Source organism: Micromonospora globbae, from assembly GCF_003610785.1.
In the GTDB taxonomy this organism is placed as follows: Bacteria; Actinomycetota; Actinomycetes; order Mycobacteriales; family Micromonosporaceae; genus Micromonospora; species Micromonospora globbae.
Genome location: NZ_RAQQ01000001.1, coordinates 1 through 25,435 on the forward strand (window position 1 = coordinate 1; position 25,435 = coordinate 25,435).

The 25,435-nt window shown below is 72.1% G+C and carries 22 protein-coding genes; 11 read left to right on the top strand and 11 right to left on the bottom strand.

What is annotated here, in order from left to right; all coding sequences use genetic code 11:
* Positions 1-188: 188 nt before the first annotated feature.
* From D7I43_RS00005 to D7I43_RS00015, 3 genes are all read right to left on the bottom strand, one after another.
* The gene (locus D7I43_RS00005; protein WP_120326664.1) at positions 189-1,142 is read right to left on the bottom strand and encodes an endonuclease domain-containing protein; all 954 of its coding nucleotides are present in this window, start codon (positions 1,140-1,142) and stop codon (positions 189-191) included.
* 177 nt (positions 1,143-1,319) lie between these two features.
* Positions 1,320-1,886, bottom strand: coding sequence for a hypothetical protein (locus D7I43_RS00010; RefSeq protein WP_204985108.1), 567 nt, complete (start codon positions 1,884-1,886; stop codon positions 1,320-1,322).
* Between the two features lie 155 nt (positions 1,887-2,041).
* Positions 2,042-2,308, bottom strand: a complete 267-nt coding sequence (locus D7I43_RS00015) for a hypothetical protein (protein WP_120326666.1) — start codon at positions 2,306-2,308, stop codon at positions 2,042-2,044.
* A 227-nt stretch (positions 2,309-2,535) separates the two neighbouring features.
* On the opposite strand from D7I43_RS00015, the gene D7I43_RS00020 reads away from it, so the two are divergent.
* Together D7I43_RS00020 and D7I43_RS00025 are read left to right on the top strand one after the other, a co-directional pair.
* Entirely contained in the window at positions 2,536-2,745 is a 210-nt protein-coding gene (locus D7I43_RS00020) for a type II toxin-antitoxin system VapB family antitoxin (RefSeq protein WP_120326256.1), read from the top strand.
* Positions 2,742-3,161: a PIN domain nuclease gene (locus D7I43_RS00025; RefSeq protein ID WP_120326257.1), complete on the top strand. Its 420-nt coding sequence runs from the start codon at positions 2,742-2,744 to the stop codon at positions 3,159-3,161. The genes D7I43_RS00020 and D7I43_RS00025 overlap by 4 nt, the downstream gene beginning before the upstream one ends.
* A gap of 9 nt (positions 3,162-3,170) precedes the next feature.
* Here D7I43_RS00025 and pglW read toward each other — a convergent pair whose 3' ends face one another.
* Entirely contained in the window at positions 3,171-7,592 is a 4,422-nt protein-coding gene (pglW, locus tag D7I43_RS00030; RefSeq protein ID WP_120326258.1) for a BREX system serine/threonine kinase PglW, read from the bottom strand.
* A 291-nt stretch (positions 7,593-7,883) separates the two neighbouring features.
* Between pglW and D7I43_RS00035 the strand changes: the two genes are divergently transcribed.
* The 5 genes from D7I43_RS00035 to D7I43_RS00050 all read left to right on the top strand — a co-directional run bounded on the left by D7I43_RS00035 (position 7,884) and on the right by D7I43_RS00050 (position 11,485).
* Positions 7,884-8,882 (top strand): RNA polymerase subunit sigma-70, encoded by a 999-nt coding sequence (locus D7I43_RS00035; RefSeq protein ID WP_120326259.1) that lies wholly within the window; start codon positions 7,884-7,886, stop codon positions 8,880-8,882.
* 5 nt (positions 8,883-8,887) lie between these two features.
* On the top strand, positions 8,888-9,163 hold the full coding sequence (locus D7I43_RS32955) for a hypothetical protein (RefSeq protein ID WP_192902030.1): 276 nt from the start codon (positions 8,888-8,890) through the stop codon (positions 9,161-9,163).
* Entirely contained in the window at positions 9,147-9,608 is a 462-nt protein-coding gene (locus D7I43_RS32960) for a DUF6069 family protein (protein WP_192902031.1), read from the top strand. The genes D7I43_RS32955 and D7I43_RS32960 overlap by 17 nt, the downstream gene beginning before the upstream one ends.
* Before the next feature lie 176 nt (positions 9,609-9,784).
* Complete coding sequence (locus D7I43_RS00045; RefSeq protein WP_120326260.1) at positions 9,785-10,642, top strand: DUF4352 domain-containing protein; 858 nt, start codon at positions 9,785-9,787, stop codon at positions 10,640-10,642.
* 198 nt (positions 10,643-10,840) lie between these two features.
* Positions 10,841-11,485: a dihydrofolate reductase family protein gene (locus D7I43_RS00050; RefSeq protein WP_120326667.1), complete on the top strand. Its 645-nt coding sequence runs from the start codon at positions 10,841-10,843 to the stop codon at positions 11,483-11,485.
* A gap of 28 nt (positions 11,486-11,513) precedes the next feature.
* Here D7I43_RS00050 and D7I43_RS00055 read toward each other — a convergent pair whose 3' ends face one another.
* From D7I43_RS00055 to D7I43_RS00070, 4 genes are all read right to left on the bottom strand, one after another.
* Positions 11,514-11,984, bottom strand: a complete 471-nt coding sequence (locus D7I43_RS00055) for a hypothetical protein (protein WP_147427214.1) — start codon at positions 11,982-11,984, stop codon at positions 11,514-11,516.
* Positions 11,985-12,273: 289 nt separating this feature from the next.
* Complete coding sequence (locus D7I43_RS00060; protein ID WP_120326262.1) at positions 12,274-14,928, bottom strand: M14 family zinc carboxypeptidase; 2,655 nt, start codon at positions 14,926-14,928, stop codon at positions 12,274-12,276.
* Between the two features lie 218 nt (positions 14,929-15,146).
* The gene (locus D7I43_RS00065) at positions 15,147-16,772 is read right to left on the bottom strand and encodes an ABC transporter permease (RefSeq protein ID WP_120326263.1); all 1,626 of its coding nucleotides are present in this window, start codon (positions 16,770-16,772) and stop codon (positions 15,147-15,149) included.
* On the bottom strand, positions 16,769-17,710 hold the full coding sequence (locus D7I43_RS00070; RefSeq protein ID WP_120326264.1) for an ABC transporter ATP-binding protein: 942 nt from the start codon (positions 17,708-17,710) through the stop codon (positions 16,769-16,771). The genes D7I43_RS00065 and D7I43_RS00070 overlap by 4 nt, the downstream gene beginning before the upstream one ends.
* 130 nt (positions 17,711-17,840) lie before the next feature.
* On the opposite strand from D7I43_RS00070, the gene D7I43_RS00075 reads away from it, so the two are divergent.
* Complete coding sequence (locus D7I43_RS00075) at positions 17,841-18,713, top strand: TetR family transcriptional regulator (RefSeq protein ID WP_120326265.1); 873 nt, start codon at positions 17,841-17,843, stop codon at positions 18,711-18,713.
* A 17-nt stretch (positions 18,714-18,730) separates the two neighbouring features.
* Here D7I43_RS00075 and D7I43_RS00080 read toward each other — a convergent pair whose 3' ends face one another.
* Positions 18,731-19,225 carry a MarR family winged helix-turn-helix transcriptional regulator gene (locus D7I43_RS00080; RefSeq protein WP_120326266.1) on the bottom strand — a complete coding sequence of 165 codons (495 nt, stop codon included), beginning with the start codon at positions 19,223-19,225 and terminating at the stop codon, positions 18,731-18,733.
* 138 nt (positions 19,226-19,363) lie between these two features.
* Here D7I43_RS00080 and D7I43_RS00085 point away from each other — a divergent pair, with 138 nt between their 5' ends.
* The gene (locus tag D7I43_RS00085) at positions 19,364-19,924 is read left to right on the top strand and encodes an NADPH-dependent FMN reductase (RefSeq protein WP_120326267.1); all 561 of its coding nucleotides are present in this window, start codon (positions 19,364-19,366) and stop codon (positions 19,922-19,924) included.
* A gap of 63 nt (positions 19,925-19,987) precedes the next feature.
* Here D7I43_RS00085 and D7I43_RS00090 read toward each other — a convergent pair whose 3' ends face one another.
* Positions 19,988-21,781, bottom strand: a complete 1,794-nt coding sequence (locus D7I43_RS00090; RefSeq protein ID WP_120326268.1) for an ABC transporter ATP-binding protein — start codon at positions 21,779-21,781, stop codon at positions 19,988-19,990.
* Between the two features lie 82 nt (positions 21,782-21,863).
* Between D7I43_RS00090 and D7I43_RS00095 the strand changes: the two genes are divergently transcribed.
* On the top strand, positions 21,864-22,286 hold the full coding sequence (locus tag D7I43_RS00095; RefSeq protein WP_120326269.1) for a MarR family winged helix-turn-helix transcriptional regulator: 423 nt from the start codon (positions 21,864-21,866) through the stop codon (positions 22,284-22,286).
* A gap of 135 nt (positions 22,287-22,421) precedes the next feature.
* Positions 22,422-24,206, top strand: coding sequence for an N-acetylglutaminylglutamine amidotransferase (locus D7I43_RS00100; RefSeq protein WP_120326270.1), 1,785 nt, complete (start codon positions 22,422-22,424; stop codon positions 24,204-24,206).
* A 95-nt stretch (positions 24,207-24,301) separates the two neighbouring features.
* Here D7I43_RS00100 and D7I43_RS00105 read toward each other — a convergent pair whose 3' ends face one another.
* Positions 24,302-25,435 (bottom strand): carboxylate-amine ligase, encoded by a 1,134-nt coding sequence (locus D7I43_RS00105; RefSeq protein ID WP_120326271.1) that lies wholly within the window; start codon positions 25,433-25,435, stop codon positions 24,302-24,304.

Here is a 25,435-nt window from a genome sequence, read left to right on the forward strand (position 1 = left end):
TGCGGCCATCGCGCATCACTCTCCTTCACTGGGCTTAGCCGTCTCGAAGGATCGCGCGGTGGCCGTCTCCTATCTACCCAACACGCCCATCACGGGCAAGTCGTACACCACTTCCGTGGACGCAACCAAGGGAGGGCACGGCACACCGGCCACCGAACAGCAGAAGAGCGCGGTACACCGGCCACCGATCAGGAGGAGGGTGCCCGCCGACGGGCGAGGATGGCGAGCGTCTCCCGGCGTACGGCCTCCGGCTCGCGGGTCAGTCGGCGGTGGGTGAAGCGAACGACGAGGATGCCGAGAGCGGCGAGCTGCGCGTCCCGGCGCAGGTCGACCTCGCGTTGACGCGGGTCGCCGTGGGTCGTGGCGCCGTCGAGTTCGATGTTGACGCGCTCGATCTCGGCGTAGAGGTCGAGGTAGACGTTGCGCGTGCCGATCCGGACGGGAACCTGTCGTCGGAACAGCGGCATTCCCGGGCCGGTGAAGACCCGCTCGTGCCCCCAGATCTCGAGCGGGCTGCGGCAGCCCTCGGCGAGCTGGGTCAGCAGCGTCCGGAACACGCCCCGATCCGCGAGCTTCGGCGCCGCCTCCAGCGCGGACATCAGACGCTGCGGCGTGGAAAGCCGGTTGTTGACGGCCCGGATCACGGGTGCCCGCCGCTCACCGGGCGGCAGCAGCGGCCACGAGTCGACGAGGGCCCGTTCGAGTCGGGTCACCGCCATGCCCTGCCGGCGCACGACGTACGGCGGCTGCAGCAGGAAGGTCCGCCGTCGGTGCACCGCCACTCCGGGCCGGCTGCGGAGGCCGACGCCGGCCGGCACGCTCAGGTGCAGCAGGTCGCCGGCCGCCTGCCGGTGCAGTCCCCACACGGCGAGCGCGCTGAGGTGACTGAGCGCAGCGCGCCCGTCGGCCCAGGCGAGGACCGCGCGGTTGCCGAGGGCCGGGTCGAGTCGACCGACGAGCGGGGCGGTCACGGACCGTTGACCCAGCAGGTGCGCCGCCACGTACACCTCGGGCAGGACGCGCACCAGCGTCCCGCCGCGACACGCCCGCTCCAGGGTCCACTCCGGCACCACCTGGACGGCCGCCGTCCGAGTCACCAGTCCGCCGCGTCGCTCGACCAGCTCCGTCAGCACAGGATTCACGCCGACGACCGTGTCCGCCCGCCAGTGGATCGGCAACCACGAGCGCCCCACCTGTGGACACCCGCCCCCGCTGTGCACAGCCCCCATCACGCCGCCGGATCTGCTATGGCGAGCTACGCCGGCCGCCCATAAGCGCGGTGAGCGGCTCGTAGACCTCAAGAAGGCGGAGCACAAGGGTCAACAGGAGTCACACGTGCCGCTCACGGGAAGCTGGACGAAGCAGGTGGGGCAGACCGGCCGGCGGGGCGGCGGGGTCTGAGCGCGACGGCGATTGACGGCTGCCTGCAGCTTCGGTGCCAGCGCTGGCACCCCTCCATCTGGCGGTAACGATGCCCCGAAGTGGTGGTAGCAGGCCAGTCGGGAGCCGGCAGCATGCTCCTCCCGCGCCATCTCGTCTTCCGCTGGTGGCTCGCCAGTGACCCGAAGCACCTCGTCGTACCCCCCGCCCACCATCCCGTCCTCCGTCCGGACGACGAGCGCCGACAGCGGCGGGTCACCACGGCGGCGCGACTCGTGGATCACTCGGTTGAGCACCTCTCCGATCCAATTCTGAAGCAGAGCCGAGGTCCGGATGCCGGAGGCAGCGAAGAGTCGGTCGCGGAGCTCGCCGTAGGTGATCGTCGAGTGGTACGTCTGGGCGACATCGACCAGAATGCCGTAGGCGTGGCGTGCCCAGATATCCCATGCTTCCCGAGCACTGATCCGCTCGCCGCCTTCCCGCCAGTACCCACGCTGCTGCGTCACCTCTGCCTCCATTCGCCATACGCCTCGCGGCTTCGAGCGGAGAGTACGGCCCCCGTACGACCGCGTGCCGATTCGGCAGGAGCCGACCGGCGTTCACCTGGCTTGCAGGCCACAACCCAGAGGCGGTCAAACGTCAGCTTGCACGGCTCGGGGCACTATTCGCAGTGCACGCAGGGCTTCAGCGGGCCGCCGACCACGTTCTGTGCCCAGCGCTCAAGTTCGGCACGGTTGCCACAGACCTTGATGTAGTCCATCGTCCATCTACCACCGTTCGCCGGACCTTCCGCGATCGTCCTACATGTGGCCCGATGCAAGATCAGGTAGCCGGGGCTGGGGTTGCGATTGGCGTTCACGACATATCCGTCTGGGTTGCGGGAGAGCCAGCTCAGGTATCCGGCGTCATCATCGGCGAAGCGCTGCATGCCAAACATGATGAGCCCGAGCAACCTGGCCTGGAAAGAGTCCGCTGGCCCGGACCCACTCGTCCGCTTCCTGCATCACCGATCGGAGCCGTCAAACCACACAAGATGCCGGTGCCTCGCCGTGGGCCTCGTCGAGGCGGACCAGGCGTGGCCCGAGGGTGATATCAAGAACAAGCTTCCCTGATATCATCGGCGCTGATCGGCTGCCAACAGAAGGAGGTCGCACGGTGTCGCGAACGATCCTGGACGTAGACGACGACCTGCTCGCGGAAGCCGCGAAGATCCTCGGCACCACGACGAAGAAGGCGACGGTCAACGCGGCTCTCGAGGCCGTGGTCAACCGGGAGAAGCGGCGCGAGTTCGCCGACTGGCTCAAGACCGGCGGTCTTCCGGACCTGACCGGTGGAACGGGCACGGCCAAGCCGGACGCGGCGTGAGCCGAGAGCTCTACCTCCTCGACAAGTCGGCGCTCGCCCGGTGGCCCAAGCCCGCCGTCGCACCCGTGCTCGATGAGTTGTCCGACCGGGGGCTACTGGCGGTGTGCGGCGTGGTCGAGATCGAGGTGATCCACAGCGCCCGTACGGCCAAGGAGGCGCAGCGCGCCCGTTGGCTGCTGGGCGGCTTCCGCTGGCTGGCCATGCCGGACGAGATCTGGGACCGGGCGATCGACGTCCAGGTCCAGGCGCTCCACAAGGGCAACCACCGAGCCCTGTCGATGGCAGACCTCCTGATCGCCGCCACCGCCGAACGCCACGACGCCACGGTGCTGCACTATGACGGCGACTTCGACATGATCACGGCGATCACCGGCCAGCCAACCGCCTGGGTCGTTCCTCCGGGCTCAGCTGATTGATCCACGGGGTCAGGACGCGGCCACGGCGCTGCGGTGGGCGTTGACGACCCAGGCGTCGGGCAGGGCGATCCACTCGTTGTCGCCCACCCGCACCACGGCACCGTCCAGCTTGGGCAGCATCCCCGGGTCCTCGGTCGGGCAGAGCAACCACACGTCCCCCGCGCCGCCGCGTGCCGCGTCGGCCAGCTCGTAGAGCCGCTCCATCGCCCGGTACCGCGCCAGCACCGCCGCGTCGTGCAGCAGCACCGGTCCTTCACCGGGCGACAGCGCCGCCCGCAGCGCCGGAACGGCGAGGTCCCACGCCTGCTCGACGTACTCGCCCAGCTTGATGGCGCCCCGCGAGCCCGGCTCGGCGATGTCCGCACCCAGCACCGTCTCCCACGTGGGCTTCGGGCGGGCGTCGACCAGGCCACGCAGCTCCCGCAGGAACACCGCCGCCACGTTGACCGGCCGGGCGTCGAAGCGCCGGACCAGCTCTTCCCGCGCCGGCACGTACCGGTTGAGGCGTACCGTCAGCGCCCGGAACCCGCCCGCGGACCTGGCGCCGGTCAGCCGCTCCTCGGCCCGCATCGCCGCCGCCAGCTCCGGCGACTCGGCCGCCCACCGGCTCGGCGCGCTCGTCGCCGACGGGCGGCGCTGGATGATCGACATCGACGACGAGGCGTTGCGGGGTGGCGGCACATACCGGTCGCGGTCCCAGCGCAGATCGAAGCCGGCCTCGGCGAGCAGTCGGTCCAGCTTCGGGCGCGACGGCAGCGGCGCCAGCTCCGGGAACCGCGCCTCCACCCGCTGGACGACCTGCTCCGGGGTCAGCCCGCGCCGCCCCTCGGGGGTCGTCGCCGGGGGTACCACGCCGGCCTGCGCGAGCCGCAGGGCGCGTACCGGGTCGAGGTCACGCGGGTACAGCTCCAACCGCGCGGTCGCCGCGGCCCGTTCGGAGGCGGCCGCGGCGAGCAGCACCCGACGCCGCTCGTCGATGACGTCGGCCGCGCCGCCGGGCGCGGTCACCGCCGCGAGGGTACGCAGCACGGTCGCCGCGCTGGGCAGCACCTCGCTGGCCGCGAGCTTGTCGGCGGCCTTGCCGAGCGCGTCGGCGTAGTCGAGCAGCGCCGGCGCGGCCGGGGTGTCGGGGGCGTCGTCCTCCCCCGCCTCGAGGGCCACGAGCAGGCGGTCGCCGCGCGGGTGCGGCTTCCCGTCGATGTCGCCGCGGGCGTGCCGGCGCAGCAGCAGCCGGGGCTCCTCCTCCAGCGCGTCGATCTCGACGGCGGCGCGGACGGCGGCGACCGCCACGGCGAGCCGCAGCTCGTCCCCGGTGCGCACCGACCCGCGGCTGACGAGCAGCGCCGCGGCCAGCTCGGCGACGCCCATCACCCGCCCGCCGTCGCGCAGCAGCTCGATGATCTGGGTACGCACGCTGCGGACCACGGGCAGGCCGTGCCAGCGCTTGCGTTGTTTGCCGAGGATCTGCGCGATGCGCGCCGGCGTGACGTCCAGGCGCTTGGCGACGAGCGGGTGCTGCGGCCACAGCGGCAGGTCCGGTAGCGCGCCGGAGGAGTCGGGCAGGTGCAGCAGCAGCCGTGTCCCTTCCACGTCCTTCGGGTTGCGACTCGACGGGATGAGGAGCGTGGCGATGGCGTCGAGGCCGACGCGTACCAGATCGGTGTCGCCGCCGACGGCGGTGGTCTCGGTGGCCACCTCGGCGGTGGCCTCTTTGCGGGCGGCGGCCGAGGTGGGAATGGTCTCGCGCTCCCCCAGCCGGGTGCGCCACTCCTTGACCCGGCGCTGCAGCTCCTGCCGTGTCTTGGCGCCGAGGCCGGGCAGGTGGGCGAGCTTGTTGGCGACGGTGAGCAACTCGCCGACGGTGGTGGCGTCGAGCCGGTGGGCGGCGGAGACCGCGCGCGGGGTGAGCCCGGCGGCCTCCAGGGCCGTGGCGCGGGTGGCCTTGGCCGCCGCCTCCTCACGCGCCTTCGCGGCGGCCTGCTCGTCCGGCTCGTCCGCCTCGATCTCCGGATGGTCGGTGCCGACCGGCGCGCTGGCGTCGGAGCGGCGGAACACCTGCTGCCAGGCGTCGCGCATGTCCTTCAGTGCGGCGAACCGGCGGCGGTGGTCGCGGTGCAGCGCCTGGTGGAAGAACTCCACCAGGCCGTCGCGGATCGCCGGGTCGAACGCCTCGACGGCCAGCACGGGCGGGCCGTCGGTGAGCTGCGGTTCCGTGCCGCCGTCACCCCAGATCGGCAGTTCACCGGACGCCATCTCGTGCAGGGTGACGGCGAGGGCGTACCACTCAGCGTGCTTGTCGTAGACCTGGCGGCTGGCGGTGCCGAGGAACGGGTCGAGATAACGCGGGGTGCCGGCGGTGAGTTCCTTGACGGAGACCCCGGCCAGGGAGAAGTCGAAGAGAACGAGCTGGCGGGTGCGGTTCGGGCGTACCCGGATGGCGATGTTGTCCGGCTTGATGTCGCGGTGGTAGACGCCCTCGCCCTCCAGGTAGTCCAGCGCGCCGAACAGGTAGTCGCTGTAGGTCTCCAGCTCATCGACCGTGAGCCGGCCGTCGTCGCGCAGCTTGCGGGCCAGGGTCAGCTCGCCGGCGTGCTCGAGGACGATCACCGTACGGTTGGCGATCTGCAGCGGTTCGGGCCGGGCGAGCCGGATCACGCGCGAATCGGTGAGCGGCCGGAGCACCCGCGCCTCATGGGCCAGCCGGGCGCCCTTCTCGTCGGAGAGGCCGACCTTGAGCACCTCGTCCTTGCCGGTGCGCTCGTTGTGGGCGAGGAAGGCCCGGCAGGTCGAGCCGGTGCCCAGCCGCTTCTTGATTCTCCATTCGCCGACCAGGTCGCCGCCGCGGGCTTCGAGCGGGTCGCTCTCCTCCGGTTCCGGCTCCTCGGGATGCACGGAGGCCGGCGGCGGAGCGGTGAGTTCGTTCTCGACCTCTTCGAGCATCTCGACGAACTCGCTGACGGTGGTGAGGCGCTGCGTCGGCACCGGGGCCGTCGCGGCCTGGACCATCTCGTCGGCGAACTCGGTGATGCCGTCGGCCGCCGACGAGGGCCGCAGGCCGTTGTCGCGGGCGATCCGCGACAGCAACTCCTGGCGCTTCGCCGCCGGCGGCTGGCCGGTGAGGATCAGGTACGCCAGTGCGCCCAGCCCGAAGACGTCCATCGCCACCGGGTCCGGGCGGGGCGCGGTCAGCTCCGGCGCGAGGTACGCCTCGGCGGAGAGCTCGATGTGCGCCGCCGCGTGGGACGAGAGCGTGACCGGGTCACCGCTGCTGCCGCCCGCCGAATCGGCCGCGCGGGTGGCGGTCTGCCAGTCGCTGATCTGCAACTGCGGGACCAGCCACGCCTCCTCCTCGCTGCCGCCACGCCGCCTGGGCCCGGGCGTGACGAGGACGCTGCGGGCGGAGAGGGCGCGGTGATGCAGGTGACGCCCGTGGGCGTACGCGACGGCTTCCGCGAGCTGGCGGATCATCGCGAGGCGGCTCAGGGGGTCGAGCCTGTCGCCGTACTGGGCCATGTAGTGGTCGAGCCGCATCGCGCGGGGATCGTGGCGGAAGATCAGCGCGGGTCCGGCCTCGTGCGACTCCATCGAGTCGACCCGGACGATGCCGGGGTGGTTGATGCCGTGCAGCACCATCATCTCGCGCTTTGCGGCGCGCTCGATGCTCGCTCGTTCGGCCTGCACTGCGTTGCGCTCGACGAGGTAGATGCGGATGCGCCGGTGCTCGCGTTCGAGGTCGCGGTGGCGGGCGTGGTGGTCCTGCCAGGTGGGGCCGAGGTCGAACGGTCGCGGCTCCAACTCCCACGAGCCGACCTGGTAGTGCTTCCGGCTGCGCGCGATACCGACGGTGTGCAGCAGGTCGGGCAGGGCCGCGGACAGCTCCTTCGTGACGCGGTGGCGCTCATCCAGCGGAGGGCGCTCCAGCAGCGAGCGGATGGTGGGTAGCGGGCCGGGCTGGTGCCCGGAGGCCGGTTCAGGCCCGTAGACGCCGTGCAGGTGGTGCTCGGAGAGCGCGACGTGCAGGCCCGGCTTGGACAGGAACACCGCCGCCTGGACGAACGGGATTTTGACCTTCTGTCCCTTCCGCTGGTCGGCGGCGATCTGGAGCAGGGACTTCAGCCTCTTGGCCTTGGCGTCCGCCAGATGCAGCGGGTTGTCGAAGGTTCGCGTGCCGCTCGGGTTGGAGAGGATCCAGTTGGAGCCGCTGGAGACCAGCCGCCCCGTCAGGCTCTTGATCTCGATGAGGTAGAGCCCGCCCGGGCCTGCCACCAGGAGGTCCACCTCGTACGGGTGACCGGTCTGTGCCGTGAAGGTGAAGTTCGACCAGGCGCGGTACGGCTCCCTGTCCGGCAGCAACGCCTGGACGTGCGCCAGCGCCTCCCGCTCGTGCGTGAACTGCGACGGGGTGATCGTCGTCCACCGGCCCTCCTGCATGCGAGGATCCTAGAACCTGCTGCCTGGCTGGCGCCCTCCGTCCGGGGCGCGCGGGACGTCGCGTCCGCTGTGTGGCGAGCTGACCTGTTCCGGCGAGCCGCCGGGACGAAGCCGGGGCCACCGTGCCCCTCATGGTTGAGCCCGGTGTCGGTCACCAGCGCCGCGCCACGCGCAGATGCTCAAGCCGAGGTCAAAGCCTGCCGCCGACTCCGGCACGGCCCTGGTGATGAGTTGTCGCGCCCGTACCCGTCATACCTACGACAGGCCACGACGAGGCGGAAGGATGACGTGATGAACGCGGACACGCGGCTGGAGGAGCTGGGCGTGAGCGGTCTGGGCGAGGTCGACGAGGCGGCGTTCTCGGGGCTGGCGGAGCGGCACCGGCGGGAGCTGCACGTGCACTGCTACCGGATGCTCGGGTCGTTCGAGGACGCCGAGGACACCGTGCAGGAGACCTTCCTGCGTGCCTGGCGGCGGCGGGAGACCTTCGAGGGACGGTCGACGTTCCGGGCCTGGTTGTACCGGATCGCCACCAACGCCTGCCTCGACCTGCTCGCCAAGTGCCGCCCGGAGCCCGCGACCGGCGGCGAGGTGCGGTGGCTGCAGCCCTACCCGGACCGGCTCCTCGACGAGCTGCCCGCGGGCGACGCGGACGAGCCGGAGACCGTCGCCGTCGCGCGGGAGACGATCGAGCTGGCGTACCTCGTCGCGGTCCAGCACCTCGCGCCGCGCCCGCGGGCCGTGCTCATCCTGCGGGACGTGCTCGGCTGGCCGGCGAAGGACGTCGCGGAACTCCTCGGGGTCTCCGTCAACTCCGTGAACAGCGCGCTGCAACGGGCCCGTGCCGGCATGCGGGAGCACCTGCCCGCCGAGCGGCAGGACTGGACCGGCGGCGAGGGGGACGCCGGGACGCGTGAGCTGGTACGTCGCTACACCGACGCCAGCGTGGCCACGGACATCGACGGGCTCGCCGCACTGCTGCGCGACGACGTCCGCTGCTCGATGCCGCCCACGCCGGGCCTGCGCGTCGGCCGCGACGCCGTGGTGAACGACTGGGTCAACGACGGCTTCGAGGACCTGGGGCGCCTGCGCGCCGTCCAGACCTCGGTGAACCGGCAGCCCGCCGTCGCCTTCTACCTGTGGCGCAAGCAGGAGGGCGCGTACCTGCCGCTGACCATCGACGTCCTGCGGATCAGCGGCGGGACGATCACCGAGATCATCACGTTCCACGACGACCAGTTCCCGCGCATCGGGCTGCCGGAGCGCCTGCCGGCGGACGGCACCGAGTAGTGCCGGTGTGGACGCTCGCGCTGCGCGGCGGCGAGCGGGTCGCGGTGGTCGCCGCGCAGTGGTCCGACGCGTTCGGCGTCGTCACCCGGGGACGGGTGCAGCTGGAGCTGCGGGACGGCGAACCCGGGCCGGTCCTCGGACGCGACGCCGGGTTCTGGCTCCGCGGCACCGGCGTCCGGGCCCTGCGGAACCCCGACCGCCGCACAGCGAAGGTGCGCATCGTCACCCCCAGGACCCCCAGCTACCGATTGACGGAGGAACGACATGAACAGCGTGGATGACACCGGGGACGTCGCAGGTCTGACATCGGTCCCGACCAGTCACCGCCTCCGCGGGCTCGCCGGCATCGGCGTGCTCGCCACGCTCGCGGCGATGGTGGCCACCACCCTCGCCGCCGCGCTCGCCCAGGCCATGGGTGTCGACTTCGAGATCCCCGACGGCGGGCAGGCGATCCCGTTGCCCGGGTTCGCCGTGGTGACCGGCTTCTTCTCGGTCGTGGGCGTCGTCATCGCCGTCGCCCTCTTCCGTTGGAGCGGGCGCCCCGCCGACCGGTTCCTGTGGACGGCAGTGACGCTGACCGCGATCTCGCTGGTCCCGCCCCTCATCTCGGGGGCGAACACCGCCACCGCCACGGCCCTCCTCGGGCTGCACCTCGTCCCTGCGGCGGTGATGATCCCGACCCTGACGCGGAGCCTCCGCACCCGAAGCACCATGGCCAGAGAGTGACCGACGGGTGACTTATCGTCGGACAGCGGGTCAGTCGATCGACTGTTTCCCGAGGCAACCGTCGCTTGTGTCAACACCGCCGGTGGAGGGCGTCTGCGGGAAGCTCGTGAGAGCGTCGATGGCACTGCGCTCAGTACGGGGCAGCGCGACACCAGAGCTGGGAGACCTCCACACCGATGACGACCCCCTACGATCCTGCCCAGAACCAGCCCGGCCAGCAGTCGGTGCCGCCGACTGCCCAGTTCCCGCAGGTTCCGGGCGGCCAGTACCCGCCGCCGGCACCCGGCCAGTACCCACCGCCGGCAAGCGGGCAGTATCCCCCGCCGCCTCCCGGGCAGTACCCGCCGCCTCCCAACGCCAAGAAGCGTCCCGCCTGGGTGCTTCCGACCCTCATCGGTGTCGGCGTGTTCGTGCTGCTGTGCTGCGGCGGACCTCTGGTGCTCGGCCTGGTCAGCGAGGACAAGAAGAACGATGGTGTCTCCGCCAGCAAGGAGATCCCCGCCGCCGATCCCAGCACCTCCGCACCAAGCGCGGCGGCCCCGAGCGCGGCGGCTGCAGCCCCGACAACGAGCTCGGCGGCGCCGACACCGGCGAAGACCACCGCTGCCCCGGCGCCGGCGAAGCCGAAGACCTTCGGCGTCGGCGACAAGGTCCGCGGTGGCGACTTCGAGTTCACCGTCAACGGCGTGAAGTGCGGCATCACCCAGGTCGGCAGCAGCTACTTCAACCACAAGGCACAGGGCACCTTCTGTCGAGTCAGCGTGACCGTCAAGAACGTCACCAAGAGCGCCCACCTGTTCCACGCCGACGGCACCATCACGGCGCAGGACGCCTCCGGCCGGGAGTACGACGTCGACGGGGAAGCCGCCATCTACGGCAACGACGACGCCAAGGGCTTCCTCGATGAGATCAACCCGGGCAACTCGGTGAAGGCGAACGTCTACTTCGACGTGCCGAAGGGCACGAAGCTCAAAACCATCACGTTCGACGCCGGCCTGTTCACCTTCGCCGAGGACGCCGTCGTCACCCTCTGACCGGCCGCCGGGCAGAGTGGTGACCTGCGAACACCACCGACTGCCCCCGGAGATCCTCCGGGGGCAGTCGCGGATGCCGCCGATGCCGACGCCGACCGGTTCTGGAGGGGCACCGGTTCCCGGGCTGTGGCGTACCGGCGGTGATCGCCGCCGTGCCTCATGCTGGCCCAGGACCCGAGCGCTACAGGAGCGGTGACGATGAAACTGACGACCGTCACGAACGTCTCCCTCGACGGGGTGACGCAGGGACATCGACGGATCGATGCGGGGACGCATCGCGAGCGCGGCGGGCCGAGCGGGGAGGGCGCCGGCGGATTCACGCGCTTCGGGTGGGCCCCGCCGCTCCTCGACGACGAGGCGTCGGCGTTCATCGGCCACGCGTTCCAGCGCGCGGACGCGTTCCTCTTCGGCCGGCGGACCTACGAGATCTTCGCCGCCTCCTGGGGAGCGGGCATGGATCCCGGAAACCCCGTGGGAGAGGCGTTGAACGCGCGACCCAAGTATGTCGCCTCGACCACGCTCACCGACCCGCGATGGGCGAACACGACAGTCCTGTCCGGCGACGTGGCGGCCGCCATCGGTGAGCTGCGCGCCGAGCCGGACGGTGAACTGCAGGTGTGGGGCAGTGGCACCCTGGTCCGCTGGCTGCTCCACCGCCGGCTGGTCGACGAGATCGTCCTGCTCACCTATCCCGTGATCGTCGGCCAGGGCACGCGGCTCTTCCCCACCGCTGGCCCGGACGTGGGACTGGAACTGGTCGACCTGCGGTCCACCCCGCGGGGTATGACGATCCAGACCTACCGCACCACGGGTCGACCGCGGTACGAGACGACCACGAGCTGAAGTCTCCTGCACAAAAACGGGGAGCCGTTCAGCGAGCGGTGTCCTTCATGGTGAGGCCGGCGTCCTCGAGGACCTCCCGGCCCGCCCAGCCGCCCGCCAGCGGATAGGCGGAGCCATGTCTCATCGCGTCTTCCAACGGGAGCGCCCACAGGTGCTCGATGAGCAGAAGGACCAGATTGCTGCCCGGCGGGAGGCTGACCTTGGGATCCGGGATGGGGGTTCCCTGCACGAGGAAGCCGGAGGAATCCGTCGTGTAGGAGTTGAGAACCCGGCTAGCGCCGGCCGTTCGCAACATCCTCCGGATGAGTTCTCCGTCCCAGTCGCTGACCCCGTCGATCGCATGTTCGGTGATGGTGCGGTCCCTGGCCCTGCTGATGGCGTAGACGTCGAGCAGCCGGACGGCGTCACTGGATCGGAGCAGGTTGATCTGCTGCCCGATCTCCTGGGGCAGGTCGTCCTGCCTGTAGCCGATGGCGAGGATCTGCACGGCACCGATCACGACCGACCCCTTCCGGGCGACGATGGCGGACCCTGCGCCCACCACCGCCGACGCCTACCCGCGCCGATGCCGCACAAACGGGGCCGCGCGAGCATCCCGAAACGGGGCCGCGCGAGCATCCCGAAACGGGGCCGCGCGAGCATCCCGGCTCGGGGAGCGGGGCCGCAGCGACGGCCAGGATCGCCAGATCCCGCGCGACCGGAACGTCGGCTGCGGCGCCTGGGTGGCACCGCAGCCGACGTGGTCGTCCAGGCCGGTGGTCGACCCGGCCGGTCCGGACCGGCCGGCCCTACCGGAAGAGGCCGGCGAGTTGTCCGGCGCCGACGTCCTGCCCCGCGCCGTTGTACATGGCGTTCGTGACCACCGTCCAGGCGGCGCGAGGCCAGGTGCGGAAGGTGATGTGGCCGCCGGCGATGGTGGCCTCGCCCTCGCCCACCTCGAAGGTGGCGATGTTCGTGGCCCCGCCGATGGCGGCGCTGCCGTGGGCGTAGCCGCTCACGAGCAGGTCGTCCTTGTCCGGGTACGTGGCGGCCACCCGCGCGTCGCCGGTCACGGTGAAGGCCGCGTCGTTGTTGAACCAGGTCGGCCACGACTCGGGCATTCCCCAGGCCGCGGGCACGTCCGGGTCGTAGCGCTGCTCCAGCAGCGCGCCGGGCACGTTGAACGCGCTCCGGTCGGTGGGCGTGACGTTCCGGACGGGCAGGCCGAGCGACGTGGCGGCGGTGGTGGACGCGCTGCCGAGCGCGACGAGGTTGCCGCCGGCGTTCACGAACTGCTTCAGCTTGTCGAGCCCGTCGGGTACGCCCCGGGCCCAGTGGAACTCGGCGGGGTTCTTCGCGGGGTCGAGACCGCGGGTGATGGTGTTCGCCGAGATGCCCGGGGCGAGCACGATGGTGTCGTACCGGCCGCTGAGGTCGGCGTAGTCGTCGGCGCTGACGACCTGGTAGTTCACGCCGATCTGGTCGAACATCCACATCATCCACCCGCCGGGCATGTTGTTGGCCCCGCGGATCAGACCCACCCGGGTCTTGTCCTTCAGCTTGATCGCGTCGACCTTCGGCACGGTCCGGGTGGCGTACACCGGCAGGCCGGTCTCCTGGCTGGCCCTGGTCAGCACCTGGCGCGCCTTCGGGTCCTTCGCGGGTACGAGCAGCGCACCGGCGGGCAGGGTCCGGCCGTCGACGCGGATGCCCGCCTTGGCGCGGTACGTCGGCACGGCCGCGTCCTGCAGGTCGGCGATGACCTGGCTGAGGCCGTACGAGGTGGGGCTGAGGACGTAGGCGCCCGTCTGGCCGGGGTGGGCCGGCATCGGCTGCCGCACCGGCTCGACGCCCCGGATCCGGGTCGTGACGGCCCCGAAGGGCTCCGCCACGGCGTCGACGTCGACGCCCATGAGGAGGGCGAGGTTGTCGGTCGTCTCGCTGTACGGCATGATCAGCGGGCACTCGGCGCACTTGCGCGCGCTGTCCGGGTACGTGTCGATCCGAAGGAGTTGGTCGACCCACCGGCCCATCGGCTGGTTCGTCCGGAGGATGTAGGAGCCCTGCGGGTACGTCCTGCCGCCCGCGGTGAACGGCTTCGTGGCCCGGTCGATCTCCACCTGACCGAGGTCGAAGATCTTCAGCATGTCGTAGAGGGCGTACGGGTCGCGCTGGTCCGCCGGGACGACGTACGCGTACGGGCCGCCGTTCCACGTCTCACTGTTGCGGTTCGACAGGTAGAGGTTGTTGTAGAGCCACGACGTGGGGTCGCCGGACACCGTCTTCATGCCGGAGTACGCCGCCGAGGACCCGTACTCCACGATCTGCTTGAGCGACCAGGTCTTGCGGTCGTACGGCATCACGGAGCGCAACGTCTTGTCGGCGGGCTCCAGGACGGTGTCGGACGTGTAGGTGTACGCGAGATCCCGGACCGACGCGATTTCGGTCAGCCAGGTCGACGTGCCGAGGAACGGGCTGTGGCCGATGACGTCGGCGTTCCAGAGAATGCCGTACGCGTCATTCCACTTCGAGCCCTTCTTGCCCTCCGCCACGAGGTCGCGCTGGGTCTGCTGGCCGAGGGAATTGGAGGCGGAGACGACGATGGGGTCCAACGTCTCGGACATCGGCTCGTCCCACGGCGGCGACCAGATCCGCGGCGAGTTCACTCCCGCCTGGTGCATGTAGTGCTGGGCGACCGGTCGGTACTTCTGCTCCAGCCGGACCCGGGTCCGCGACTCCTTCTGGGTCATCATGAACCAGTCCCGGTTGTTGTCGTGCCCGGCGTAGTGGTGGTACAGATCGGGATAGGTCCGGTTGAAATCGGTGCCCGCCGTCTTGTTGAAGTGGTCGACCACCAGGTGCTGTCCGTCCGGGTTCTGGGACGGGACGACGAGCAGGACCAGGTTGTCGAGGACCTGCCGGGTGAACTCGGAGTTCTCCGTCGCCAGGCGGTGCACCACGTCGACGAGGGACTGGGTGGCGCCGACCTCGGTCGAGTGGATCGTCGCCTCGATGTAGTAGACGGGCCGGCTCTTCGCGGCGAGCTGCCTCGCGTACTCGTCCATCGGCATGCGCGCCCGGCTCGCCTCGGCGCGCATGACCCGCGGGTCGGACAGGCGCTTGTTGATGTCGAGGATCTGGTCGATCCGCTTGAGATTGTGTCTGCTGCTCAGGAGCAGCACCGGGAACTCGTTGCCGAGTGTCGTCCGGTCCACGACCTGGTACTCGACCTCGTCCGAGCGGTCCGCGACGAGCGTGAAGTAGCGCTTGACGCTGCCGAAGTCGGCGAGCTTGCCCTCGTCGCCCATCTCGAAGCCGAAGAACTGCTTCGGCGTCGGCACCCCCTTGACCTTGACGTCGACCCGAGTCGATGGTCGGTCGAGCACCTGGGCCTGCACCGGAACAGCCGCGAGCCCCACCAGGGCCGTGGCAGCCACCACGGCGGTCACGTGCCGTAACCTCATCCCGCCTCCTCCCAGGGGAACTGGTGAGGACAGGGTCACGGCGAGATCACGAACCGGTCAATCATTACCAATGGGTAGCGCCGAAACAGAGACGATCTTCTTTCTGTCGACCATTTTCGCTGCCATTCGTCCGCCGGGCCGCGTCCGTTCTCGGCTTTGATCCACACCGATACGGAATCGCGGCCCGGCGCCCGGCACCCGCACGCGCGGGCGCCGGGTCAGCTCGGCACGTCGCGGTGGCGGAACGCGGCCACGCCCGCCGCGACGAGCACCGCCGCCACCGCCACGAGCACCGCGAGCGGCAGCACGGTCGGGTCGACCGCGGGCACGGACGGGACGTGGGTGAACGGCGAGACGTCGAGCGCGGCCTGCGGCAGATCCAGCACGGCGCCGAGCTGCCCGAGCAGCAGGAACGCCAGCAGGGCCGTCCAGGACAGCACCACCGACCAACGGGGCAGCAGCCCGAACAGCGCCGTCACCACCCCGGCCACCACGAGCAGGGCCGGCAGGCGCAGCGCCGCGGCGCCGCCCAGCACCACCGTCTCCCCGAGCACGTCGCCGGAGACGATGCCGTAACCGAGGCCGGTCGTGGCCCCGGCGAGCAGCAGCAGGGCGAGCGCGCCGAGCACCGCGGCGGCGACCTGCGTGCCCAGCCAGCGGCCGCGGCTCACCGCGGTGGCGAGGACCGCTTCGAGGATCCCGTCGCTCTCGTCGGCGCGGACCCGCAGCAGGGCCTGCACGACGTACGCCCCGATGGTGAGCGCGAACAGCGCGAGCATCGCGGCGAGGTAGGCGTCGACGAGGTTCGCGCCGCCACCCATGGCGGCGATGGCCTCGGCGGCCGCCGGGTTCTCCGCGATCATGGTGTTGAACTCGTCGGCGGCCACGCCCATGCAGAAGCCGACGACGCCCACGCCGACGGCCCAGCCGAGCAGCGCGCCGCGCTGCAACCGCCAGGCCAGCCCGGCGGGGCTCAGCAGCGACGCCGGGGCGCGCGCCGGCCCGCGGCGCGGCGCGACGAGGCCGGCGCCGAGGTCGCGCCGCTCCGCCAGGGCGTACGCGACCGCGACCGCGACGACCAGCAGCGCCACCGGCAGGGCGAGGGTCCACCACTGCTCGCCACCGAAGGCCCGCACCTGGTTGCCCCACCCGAGCGGGGAGAGCCAGGACGGCCAGGCGCTGTCCACCCGGGTGCCGTCGGCGTTCACGTCGCCGAAGACGTCGCCCGCGGCGCGCAGGAGGAACGCGAGGCCCACGGAGGCGGCGGCGAGCGCGTTGGCGCCGCGGGAGGTGACGGTGATCTGGGCGGTGACCGCGGCGACGCCGGTGAACGCGAGGCCCACACCGCCGATCGCGGCGGCCGCCGCGACGCAGCCGGCCACCGGCAGGCCCGTGCCGGCGAGGGCGAGCGCTAGCAGGGCGGCGGACAGCACGTTCACCCCGACGACGACCAGCAGCGCGGCGGTGAGCAGCGCGTACCGGCCGACCACGGAGGCGCCGAGGAGTTCGGCGCGGCCGGTCTCCTCGTTCTGGCGGGTGTGCCGCACGACCGCGAACGTGCTGAGCAGCGCGACGGTCACCGCGAGCGTCACGTACGTCTCGGCGACCACCACGGCGCCGAGGTCCGCGCCGGCTATCGGGCCGTTGAACGCGCGGGCGACGAGGCTGGACGCCGATGTGGTGGCGTAGCCGTGGCGTGCCGCGTCGTCCGGGTAGACGCCGGACACGCTGGCGGCCAGCGCGTACCCCAGCAGGGGCGTGCCGATCAGCCAGATGCCGAGCCGGACGCGGTCGCGGCGCAGGACCAGGCGGGTCAGCCGGCCGGTGCCGGCGAACGCGCTCATCGCAGGGCCGCCCGGGACTCGGAGGACGCGGCGCCGGCCGTCGCGTGCCCGTCGGCGGCGTCGGCGCCGTAGTGCCGCAGGAACAGCTCCTCCAGGGTGGGTGGGGCGCTGGTCAGCGCCCGCACGCCGAAGCGCACGAGGTGCCCGAGCAGCTCGTCGAGGTGCGCCGGTTCGACCTCCAGGTGGGTGCGTCCGTCGACGTCGCGGACGGCGTGCACGCCGGGCAGCGCCTCGAGCCCGGTCAGCGGGCGGGCGGTCTCGACGGTCACCGCGGTGCGGGTGAGGTGACGAAGCTCGGCGAGGGTGCCGGACTCGACACTGCGCCCCTCGCGGATGATGCTGACCCGGTCGCAGAGGGCCTCGACCTCGGCGAGCACGTGGCTGGAGAGCAGCACGGTGCCGCCCTCCCGCTTGATCCGCCGGACCTCGTCCTGGAACACGGCCTCCATGAGGGGGTCGAGGCCGGAGGTCGGCTCGTCGAGCACGTACAGCTCGACGTCGGAGGCGAACGCCGCCACGATGGCGACCTTCTGCCGGTTGCCCTTGGAGTACGTGCGGCAGGTGCGGGTGGGGTCGAGGTCGAAGCGCTCCAGCAGCTCGTCGCGGCGACGCCGGTCCAGGCCGCCGCGGAGCTGCCCGAACAGGTCGATCGCCTCGCCCCCGGACAGGTTCGGCCAGAGACTCACGTCGCCCGGCACGTACGCCAGCCGCCGGTGCAGCCGCACCGCGTCGCGCCAGGGGTCGGCGCCGAGCACCCGCACCTCGCCGGAGTCGCGGCGCAGCAGCCCGAGCAGGATCCGGATGGTGGTGGACTTCCCGGCGCCGTTGGGGCCGAGGAAGCCGTGCACCTCCCCCGGTTCCACCCGCAGGTCGAGCCCGTCGAGCGCGCGGACGGCGCCGAAGGTCTTGACCAGGTTGTCGATCGCGATGACGGCCATGGCCCCTCCCGGGGGTGACGCGTGAAGCCGGACGGATGAGACATCGACGCCTCCACTGTACTGACCGGCGGTCAGTCAGATCAACGGTGACCCCGGCCACCGGTCAGGACGGGCGACTAGGCTTGCCGGCATGACCGCCGAACCCGCGGACGACACCCGGTCGCGGATCCTGCGCGCCGCGCTCGACCTCTTCGCCGAGCACGGCTACCAGCGCACCCCGCTGCGTCAGATCGCGGAGCGGCTGCGGTTGACCAAGGCCGCCATCCTCTACCACTTCCCGACCAAGGAGCATCTGCTCACCGCCCTCGTCGAGCCGCTCCTGGCCGACCTGGAGCGGCTGCTGGACGCCGCCGAGCGCCTGCCGACCGAGCAGGCCCGCCAGGCGGTGCTGGAGGGCTGGGTCGACACGATGCTGACCCACCGTCGCCCGCTCGGCATGCTGTTCCACGACATCGCCCTGATCACCCGCGGCGACACGTTCCACCGTCTGATGCGGATCGCCATGCGCGCCAACCACCTCATCGCCGGGCCGGAGGCCGGGCGCCGGGCACGGGTCCGGGCCGTGCAGGCCGTGGCCATGTGCAGCGACCCGGTCGTGTTCTTCGCCGACGTGCCCGACGAGGTGCTCCGCGCCGACATGCTCGACGGCGTACGCCGGCTGCTGGCCACGCCGGCCACCGACGCCGCGACGGCCACCGACGCCGCGACGGTCGCGGACGCCGTGGCGAGCACCGGCCCGGCGCCGCGCACCGGCGCCACGGTCACCGGCGCCGCGGGGACCGGCGCGGCCGGGCGGATCGCGGCGGCCGGAGGGGGCGCGCCCACTCCACGGCGACGGCCCGGCCGGCCCCGCGCGCTGGGCCGCGAGCAGATCGCGGCGGCCCGGCGCATGCACGAGGCGGGCACCCACTCGGTGGACGCGATAGCCACCACCCTGGGCGTCTCCCGGGCCACCGTCTACCGCTACCTGGACGAGTCGGCAACCAATAACGAGACGGTTTAGCGACAGTTCTGAGACGGTTACGAGGGACAGCCGGGGGGCTCGCCCCGGTCCGCCGACGTCCCGACCCGTTCCAGGGCCCGGGCCAGGCGGGCGAGGTCGATGCCCTCGAAGTGGTCGAGGAACCGCCGTCGGACGCTGGCCAGGTGACTCGGCCAGGACTCTTCGAGACGGGCGAAGCCGGCGTCGGTGAGGACGGCGTTCCACCCCCGCGCGTCCTCCTCGCTGCGCACCCGTCGCACCAGGCCCTGGCCCTCCAGTCGGCTGATGGTGCGCGTCATGCCGCTGAGCGAGAGGCGGCAGGCGGCGGCCAGCTCGCTCATCCGCATCTGCCGGCCGGGGGCCTCGGACAGGTGCATGAGCGCGAGGTACTCGGTGAGCGGCAGCTGGCGGTCACACACCATGTCCGTGTCGATCGCCCGGGGCAGGAGGTAGACGACCCGGAACAGGGCGCGGACCACGGCCTCCTCGTCGGCGTCGAGGGGCCGCAGGTGCTCCGGGGGCGTGACGGACATGCATCCATGCTAGTTGCGCCGCCGCCCGGCCCTCCCCCGCCGCTGTGACGGTGCCCATAGCCCGAATAATTGCTTGACGAAGCAAACGTTGTCTAGCGTGTCCGCGTCAGGCACCACTTCTGGAGAGGCACCACACGCATGACCAGGATCGGCATCATCCTCGGCAGCACGCGACCCGGCCGTAACGGCGAGGCCGTCGCCCGTTGGGTCCTCGAGCTCGCCAAGCAGCGCTCGGACGCCGAGTTCGAGCTCATCGACCTGCTCGACCACCCGCTGCCCCACCTCGACGAGGCGATCCCGCCGTCGTACGGGCAGTACGCCCAGCCGCACACCAAGCGCTGGGCCGAGACGATCGCCTCGTACGACGGGTTCGTGATCGTCACCCCCGAGTACAACCACTCGACCTCGGGCGCCCTGAAGAACGCCATCGACTACCTCTACGCCGAGTGGAACAACAAGGCCGTCGGCTTCGTGAGCTACGGCTCCGTGGGCGGCGCCCGCGCCGTGGAGCACCTGCGGCTCATCGCCGGCGAGCTGCAGATGGCCGACGTGCGGGCCCAGGTCGCGCTGTCGCTCATGCACGACTTCGAGAACTACAGCGTCTTCAAGCCGAACCCCGGCCACGAGGGCGCCCTCCACACCATGCTCGACCAGGTCATCGCCTGGAGCGGTGCGCTGGCGCACCTGCGCAGGAACTGAACGCACCTCGCAACGGTGGTGGCCGCGGGTCCTCCCCCGCGGCCACCGTCGTCGGCGGCCACCTCAGGCGGCCAGGGCGGCGTACCGGCCGTTGCGGCCCATGAGGCTGTCGTGGGTGCCCCGCTCGACGATCCGGCCGTGGTCGAGGACGGCGATCTGGTCCGCGCCGCGCACGGTGGAGAGCCGGTGGGCGATCGTGATGGTCGTCCGCCCCTCCGCGAGGGCGTCGAACGCCCGTTGCACGGCCCGCTCGGTCTCGGTGTCGAGCGCGCTGGTGGCCTCGTCGAGGATCAGCACGCGCGGGTCGCGCAGCAGCGTACGGGCGATGGCCAGCCGCTGCTTCTCGCCGCCCGAGAAGCGGTGGCCCCGCGACCCGACGACCGTGTCGTACCCGTCGGGCAGGCCCACGATCACGTCGTGGATGTGGGCGGCGCGGGCCGCGGCCTCGATCTCCGCGTCGGTGGCGTCCGGCCGGGCGTAGCGCAGGTTCTCCCGCACCGTGGTGTGCAGCAGGTAGGTCTCCTGGCTCACCACCCCGACGATGGCGGCGAGGTCGGCCAGGCGCAGGTCGCGCAGGTCGACGCCGTCGATGGTGATCCGGCCGCTCGTCGGGTCGTGCAGCCGGCCGACCAGGGCGGCGAGGGTGCTCTTGCCCGATCCTGTCTCGCCGACCAGGGCCAGCCCGGTGCCGGCGGGCACGTCGAGGGTGACCCCGGCGACGGCCGCCGTGTCACTGCCCGGGTAGCGGTAGGTGACCTCCTCCAGGCGCAGGTGACCGCGGACGCGGCGCGGGTCGATCCGGACCGGCCGCGCGGGCTCGGCCACCTCGACCGGCAGGTCCAGGTACTCGAAGATCCGGGCGAAGAGCGCGAGCGACGAGGTCAGCGAGACACCCACGTTGAGCAGCTGCATCAGCGGGCGGAACAGCCCGTTCTGCAGCGTGGTGAACGCGACGAGGGTGCCGATGCTGAGACTGCCGGCGGTGCCGGGCAGGCCGGCGCCGAGGTAGATGAGCGCCGGGACGGCGGCGAACACGACGCTCATCGAGGCCATCCGCCAGCGGCCGGCGAGTTCGCTGCGCAGCTCCAGGTCGACCAGGCGGGAGGAGGAGGCGGTGAACCGCTCGATCAGCGCCGGCGCGGTGCCGAGCGTCTTGGCGAGCTGCACGCCGCTGATCGACAGGCCCTCCTCGACGGTGACGTTGAGGTCGGCGAGTTCGCGCTGGCGGCGGGCCGTGACCTCCCGACGCAGCCGGGCGACCCGGCGGGTCAGCCACACGGCCGGCGGGAGGATGAGCAGCGAGACCAGGGACAGCCGCCAGGAGAGCGCGACCATGGCCACCACGGTGGCCACCACCGTCGTGAGGTTGGCGGCGATCGACGTGGCGGTGGAGGTCACCACCGACTGCATGCCGCCGATGTCGTTGGTGATCCGGGACTGCACCTCGCCCGTGCGGGTGCGCGTGAAGAAGTTCAGCGACTGGCGTTGCAGGTGGGTGAACACGTCGGTGCGCAGGCGGTGCATGACCTCCTGACCGACCCGGGTCGAGATCCAGGTCTGCAGCACGCCGAGCACGGCGGTGACCGCGGCCACCGCCACCATCCCGACCACCAGCCAGACGAGCAGGGTCAGGTCGCGCTCGGGCAGGGCCCGGTCGATGACGTGTCGGAGCAGGAACGGCGAGGCCATCGCGAGGACCGACGAGGCCACGATGATCGCGGTCACGGTGGCGAGCGCGGCCCGGTGCGGGGCGAAGAGTCCGGCGATGCGCCGCAGCGACACCTGCCGGGCCTGCGCCTTCTCCTCGGCGCTGACGGTACGGGGGCCGCGGTCGCGGCCGGTGGGGGTGGGTTCCAAGAGCGGGCACCTTCCGACGGGGATCGATTCTGAGGTTACCTCATCATGAGGGAACAACCGTACTGGCTGTTACCGTATTCCGGTGAATGAGGCGCACGGCGACGACGAGACCCTGGCCGAGGCGTTCTGGGGGGTGGCCCGGCAGCTGCGGCAACGCACCCGGGAGGCGCTCGCGCCGTGGGACGTCACGCCCAGCCAGGCCCGGGCGCTCGGCGTCCTGGCCCGCCACGGGGTGCTGCGCCCCGGCGCGCTCGCCGAGCACCTGCGCATCGCCCCCCGCTCGGCCACCGAGGTGGTCGACGACCTGGAACGGCGCGGACTGGCCGAACGCCGTCCCGACCCGAACGACCGGCGCGCCACGCTGGTGGCGCTCACCCCGGAGGGCGTACGCACCGGCGCCGCCATCCGGGCCGCCCGGCAGGCCGAGGCCGACCGGTTCTTCGCGGACCTCGACCCGGCCGACCGGGAGCAGCTCGCCCGCATCCTGCGCACGCTGCGCGGCTGACCCCACCCCCGTGCGGCCCGGGTTTGACCACCGACGGGCCGGGTAGCCGTGCGCGTCCGATGAACGGGACGGTGTGGGCCGACGGGAGGGCCGCGTGGTACGCCTGCTCAGCCGTGAGACCGGCGGCCGTCGCTGATGTGCGGTATCGCCGGGGAGGCCCGGTTCGACGGGTCGACCCCCGATGACGCGGCGGTGACCCGGATGACCGAGGCGCTGCGCTCACGCGGCCCGGACGGCGAAGGGCTGTGGCGCGACGGGTGGGTGACCCTCGGGCACCGCCGGCTGACCATCATCGACCTGTCCGACGCCGGCGCCCAGCCCATGGTGCGCGAGGACCTGGGCCTCGCCCTCGTCTTCAACGGCTGCATCTACAACTATCCCCAGCTGCGCGAGGAACTGCGGGAGGCCGGCCACACCTTCCACTCCACCAGCGACACCGAGGTGATCCTGGTGGCGTACGCGCACTGGGGTGAACGGTTCGTCGACCACCTGGTCGGCATGTTCGCCATCGGGCTGGTCGACCGGGCGCGGCGGCGGCTGGTGCTGGTCCGCGACCGGCTCGGCATCAAGCCGCTCTACCTCGCCGAGACGCCGGGGCGGCTCCGGTTCGCGTCCACCCTGCCGGCGCTGCTGGGCGCGGGCGACGTGGACACCGGCATCGACCCCGTGGCGCTGCACCACTACCTCTCCTGGCACTCGATCGTGCCGGCGCCCCGGACGGTCCTGCGCGGGATCCGCAAGCTGCCACCGGCCACCATGCGGATCGTCGAGGCCGACGGGCGCCGCCGCGACGAGGTGTACTGGCAGCCCGACTACGCGCGCGACCCGGCCGACGCCGGCATGGACGCCCGGGACTGGCAGGCCGCCGTCGGGGACGCGCTGCGCACCGCCGTACGCCGGCGGCTCGTCGCCGACGTGCCGGTCGGCGTCCTGCTCTCCGGCGGGCTCGACTCCAGCCTCATCGTGGCGCTGCTCGCCGAGGCCGGGCAGGAGCACCTGCGGACGTTCAGCATCGGCTTCGACAGCCGGGGCGAGGAGGCCGGCGACGAGTTCACCTACTCGGACCTCGTCGCGCGGGCCTTCGACACCGACCACCAGCGGATCCGGCTCGCCGACGACGACCTCGTGCCGGCCGTACGGCGCACCGTGCTGGCCATGACCGAGCCGATGGGCAGCCACGACGTCGTCGCCTTCCACCTCCTCTCCGAGCAGGTGGCCCGGCACGTCAAGGTGGCCCAGTCCGGGCAGGGCGCCGACGAGGTGTTCGCCGGCTACGGCTACCACCAGCCGCTGGCCGGGGCGTCCCGGGAGGCCGCCGGACCGGTGTTCACGGAGGCGTTCTTCGACCGCGACCACGCCGAGCTGAACCGCGTCGTCGGCCCGGCGTACGCGCTGGACCGCGACGCCAGCCGCGACCTGCTCGACGAGCACCTGGCCGCGCCCGGGGCGCAGACGGCGCTGGACGCGGTGCTGCGGCTGGACACCCACCTGATGCTGCCCGACGACCCGGTCAAGCGGGTGGACAGCATGAGCATGGCGTGGGGGCTGGAGGTGCGCACGCCGTTCCTCGACCAGGACCTCGTGGCCCTCGCGGCCCGCTGCCCACCCGAGCACAAGGTCGCCCAGGGCGGCAAGGGGGTGCTCAAGGAGGTGGCCCGGGAGGTGCTGCCGGCCGAGGTCATCGACCGGCCGAAGGGATACTTCCCGGTGCCGGCGCTGCGCAACGTCGACGGGCCGGTGCGGGAGCTGGTGGTCGAGGCGTTGCAGGCGCCCGAGGCCCGCGAGCGTGCCCTGTTCCGCCCCGAGTACGTGGCGGGGCTCCTCACCGAGCCGGACAGCGCCGAGGCCGCCGCCGGCAGCAACAAGCTCTGGCAGCTGGGCCTGCTGGAACTCTGGCTCCAGACGCACGGCGTGCGCTGACGGCCGGGCGCCGGCGGCACGGCTCAGCCCGCGACCGTCCAGGCGCCGGGCGGCACGGCTCAGCCGGCGACCGTCCAGGCGCCGGGCGGCACGGCTCAGCCCGCGACCGTCCAGGCGGTCAGTTGGGCGAGCACGGCGCGCAGGTCACACGTCTCGTCGAGGATCCGGCGCTGCCGGGTGGCACCGGTGCCCTCCGCGCGCAGCCGGGTCAGCTGGTCCAGCACGTACCCGAGGTCGCCGTGGCGGACCAGCGCCGGCGACACCGTGGCGAACAGTTCGTCGACCAGCTCCCAGGCCGGCCGGGCGCCACCGCCCCGCAGGTCGATCAGGTCGCCCTCCAGGCCCTCGTGCGCGGCCCGCCAGTGGGCCGCGGAGACGAGGCAGTCGCGGATGGGCGCGGCGGGCACCCCGGCGCGGGCGTCGTCGAGGACGGTGGCCACGAGGGCCCGCAGCAGCGCGGCCACCAGCACGGTGTCGTCGACGGTCGGGCAGACGTCCCCGACCCGGATCTCCACCGTCGGGTACGCCGCGGACGGCCGCGCGTACCAGTAGACCATCGCGTCGTCGAGCATCACGCCGGCGGCGATCAGCTCCTGCACCGTCCGGTCGTAGTCGTCGGCCGACGCGAAGTACGGGGTCGGGCCGAGGCTGGGCCAGCGTTCCAGCTGCATGGAGCGCCAACTGGCGTGCCCGGTGTCGTGGCAGTCGTGCAGCGGTGAGTTGGTGGCGATGGCGTGCACCACGGGCAGCCACGGCCGCAGGTGGTTGCACACCTGGACGGCCAGCTCGCGGTCCGGCACACCGACGTGCACGTGGCAGCCGCAGACGGCCGGGTCGTGCGCCACCGGCCCGTACCGCCGCGACATGGCGTGGTAGCGCGGTTTGTCCGGCACCGTCCGGTGCGGCTCGTGCATGGGGGTGGCGCCCACGGCGACCAGCCGGGCGCCGGCCGCCTCGGCCGCCGTGGCCGCGGCGCGCCGCAGCGCCACCAGGTGCGCGCGCAGCTCGGTCAGCTCGGTGCTCACCGGGGTGACCATCTCGACCATGCTGTGCCGGAACTCCTGCCGGCTCTGGTCCCGCGCCGGCCCGCGCAGCGCCGTGAGCACCCGCTGGGCCACCGGCAGGTTCTCCCCCGTCGCCGGGTCCAGCAGCAGGAACTCCTCCTCCACGCCGAGGGTCAGCGTGGCGAGGTCGGGCACCGCGGTGGCGATCGTCGGACGGTACGACAT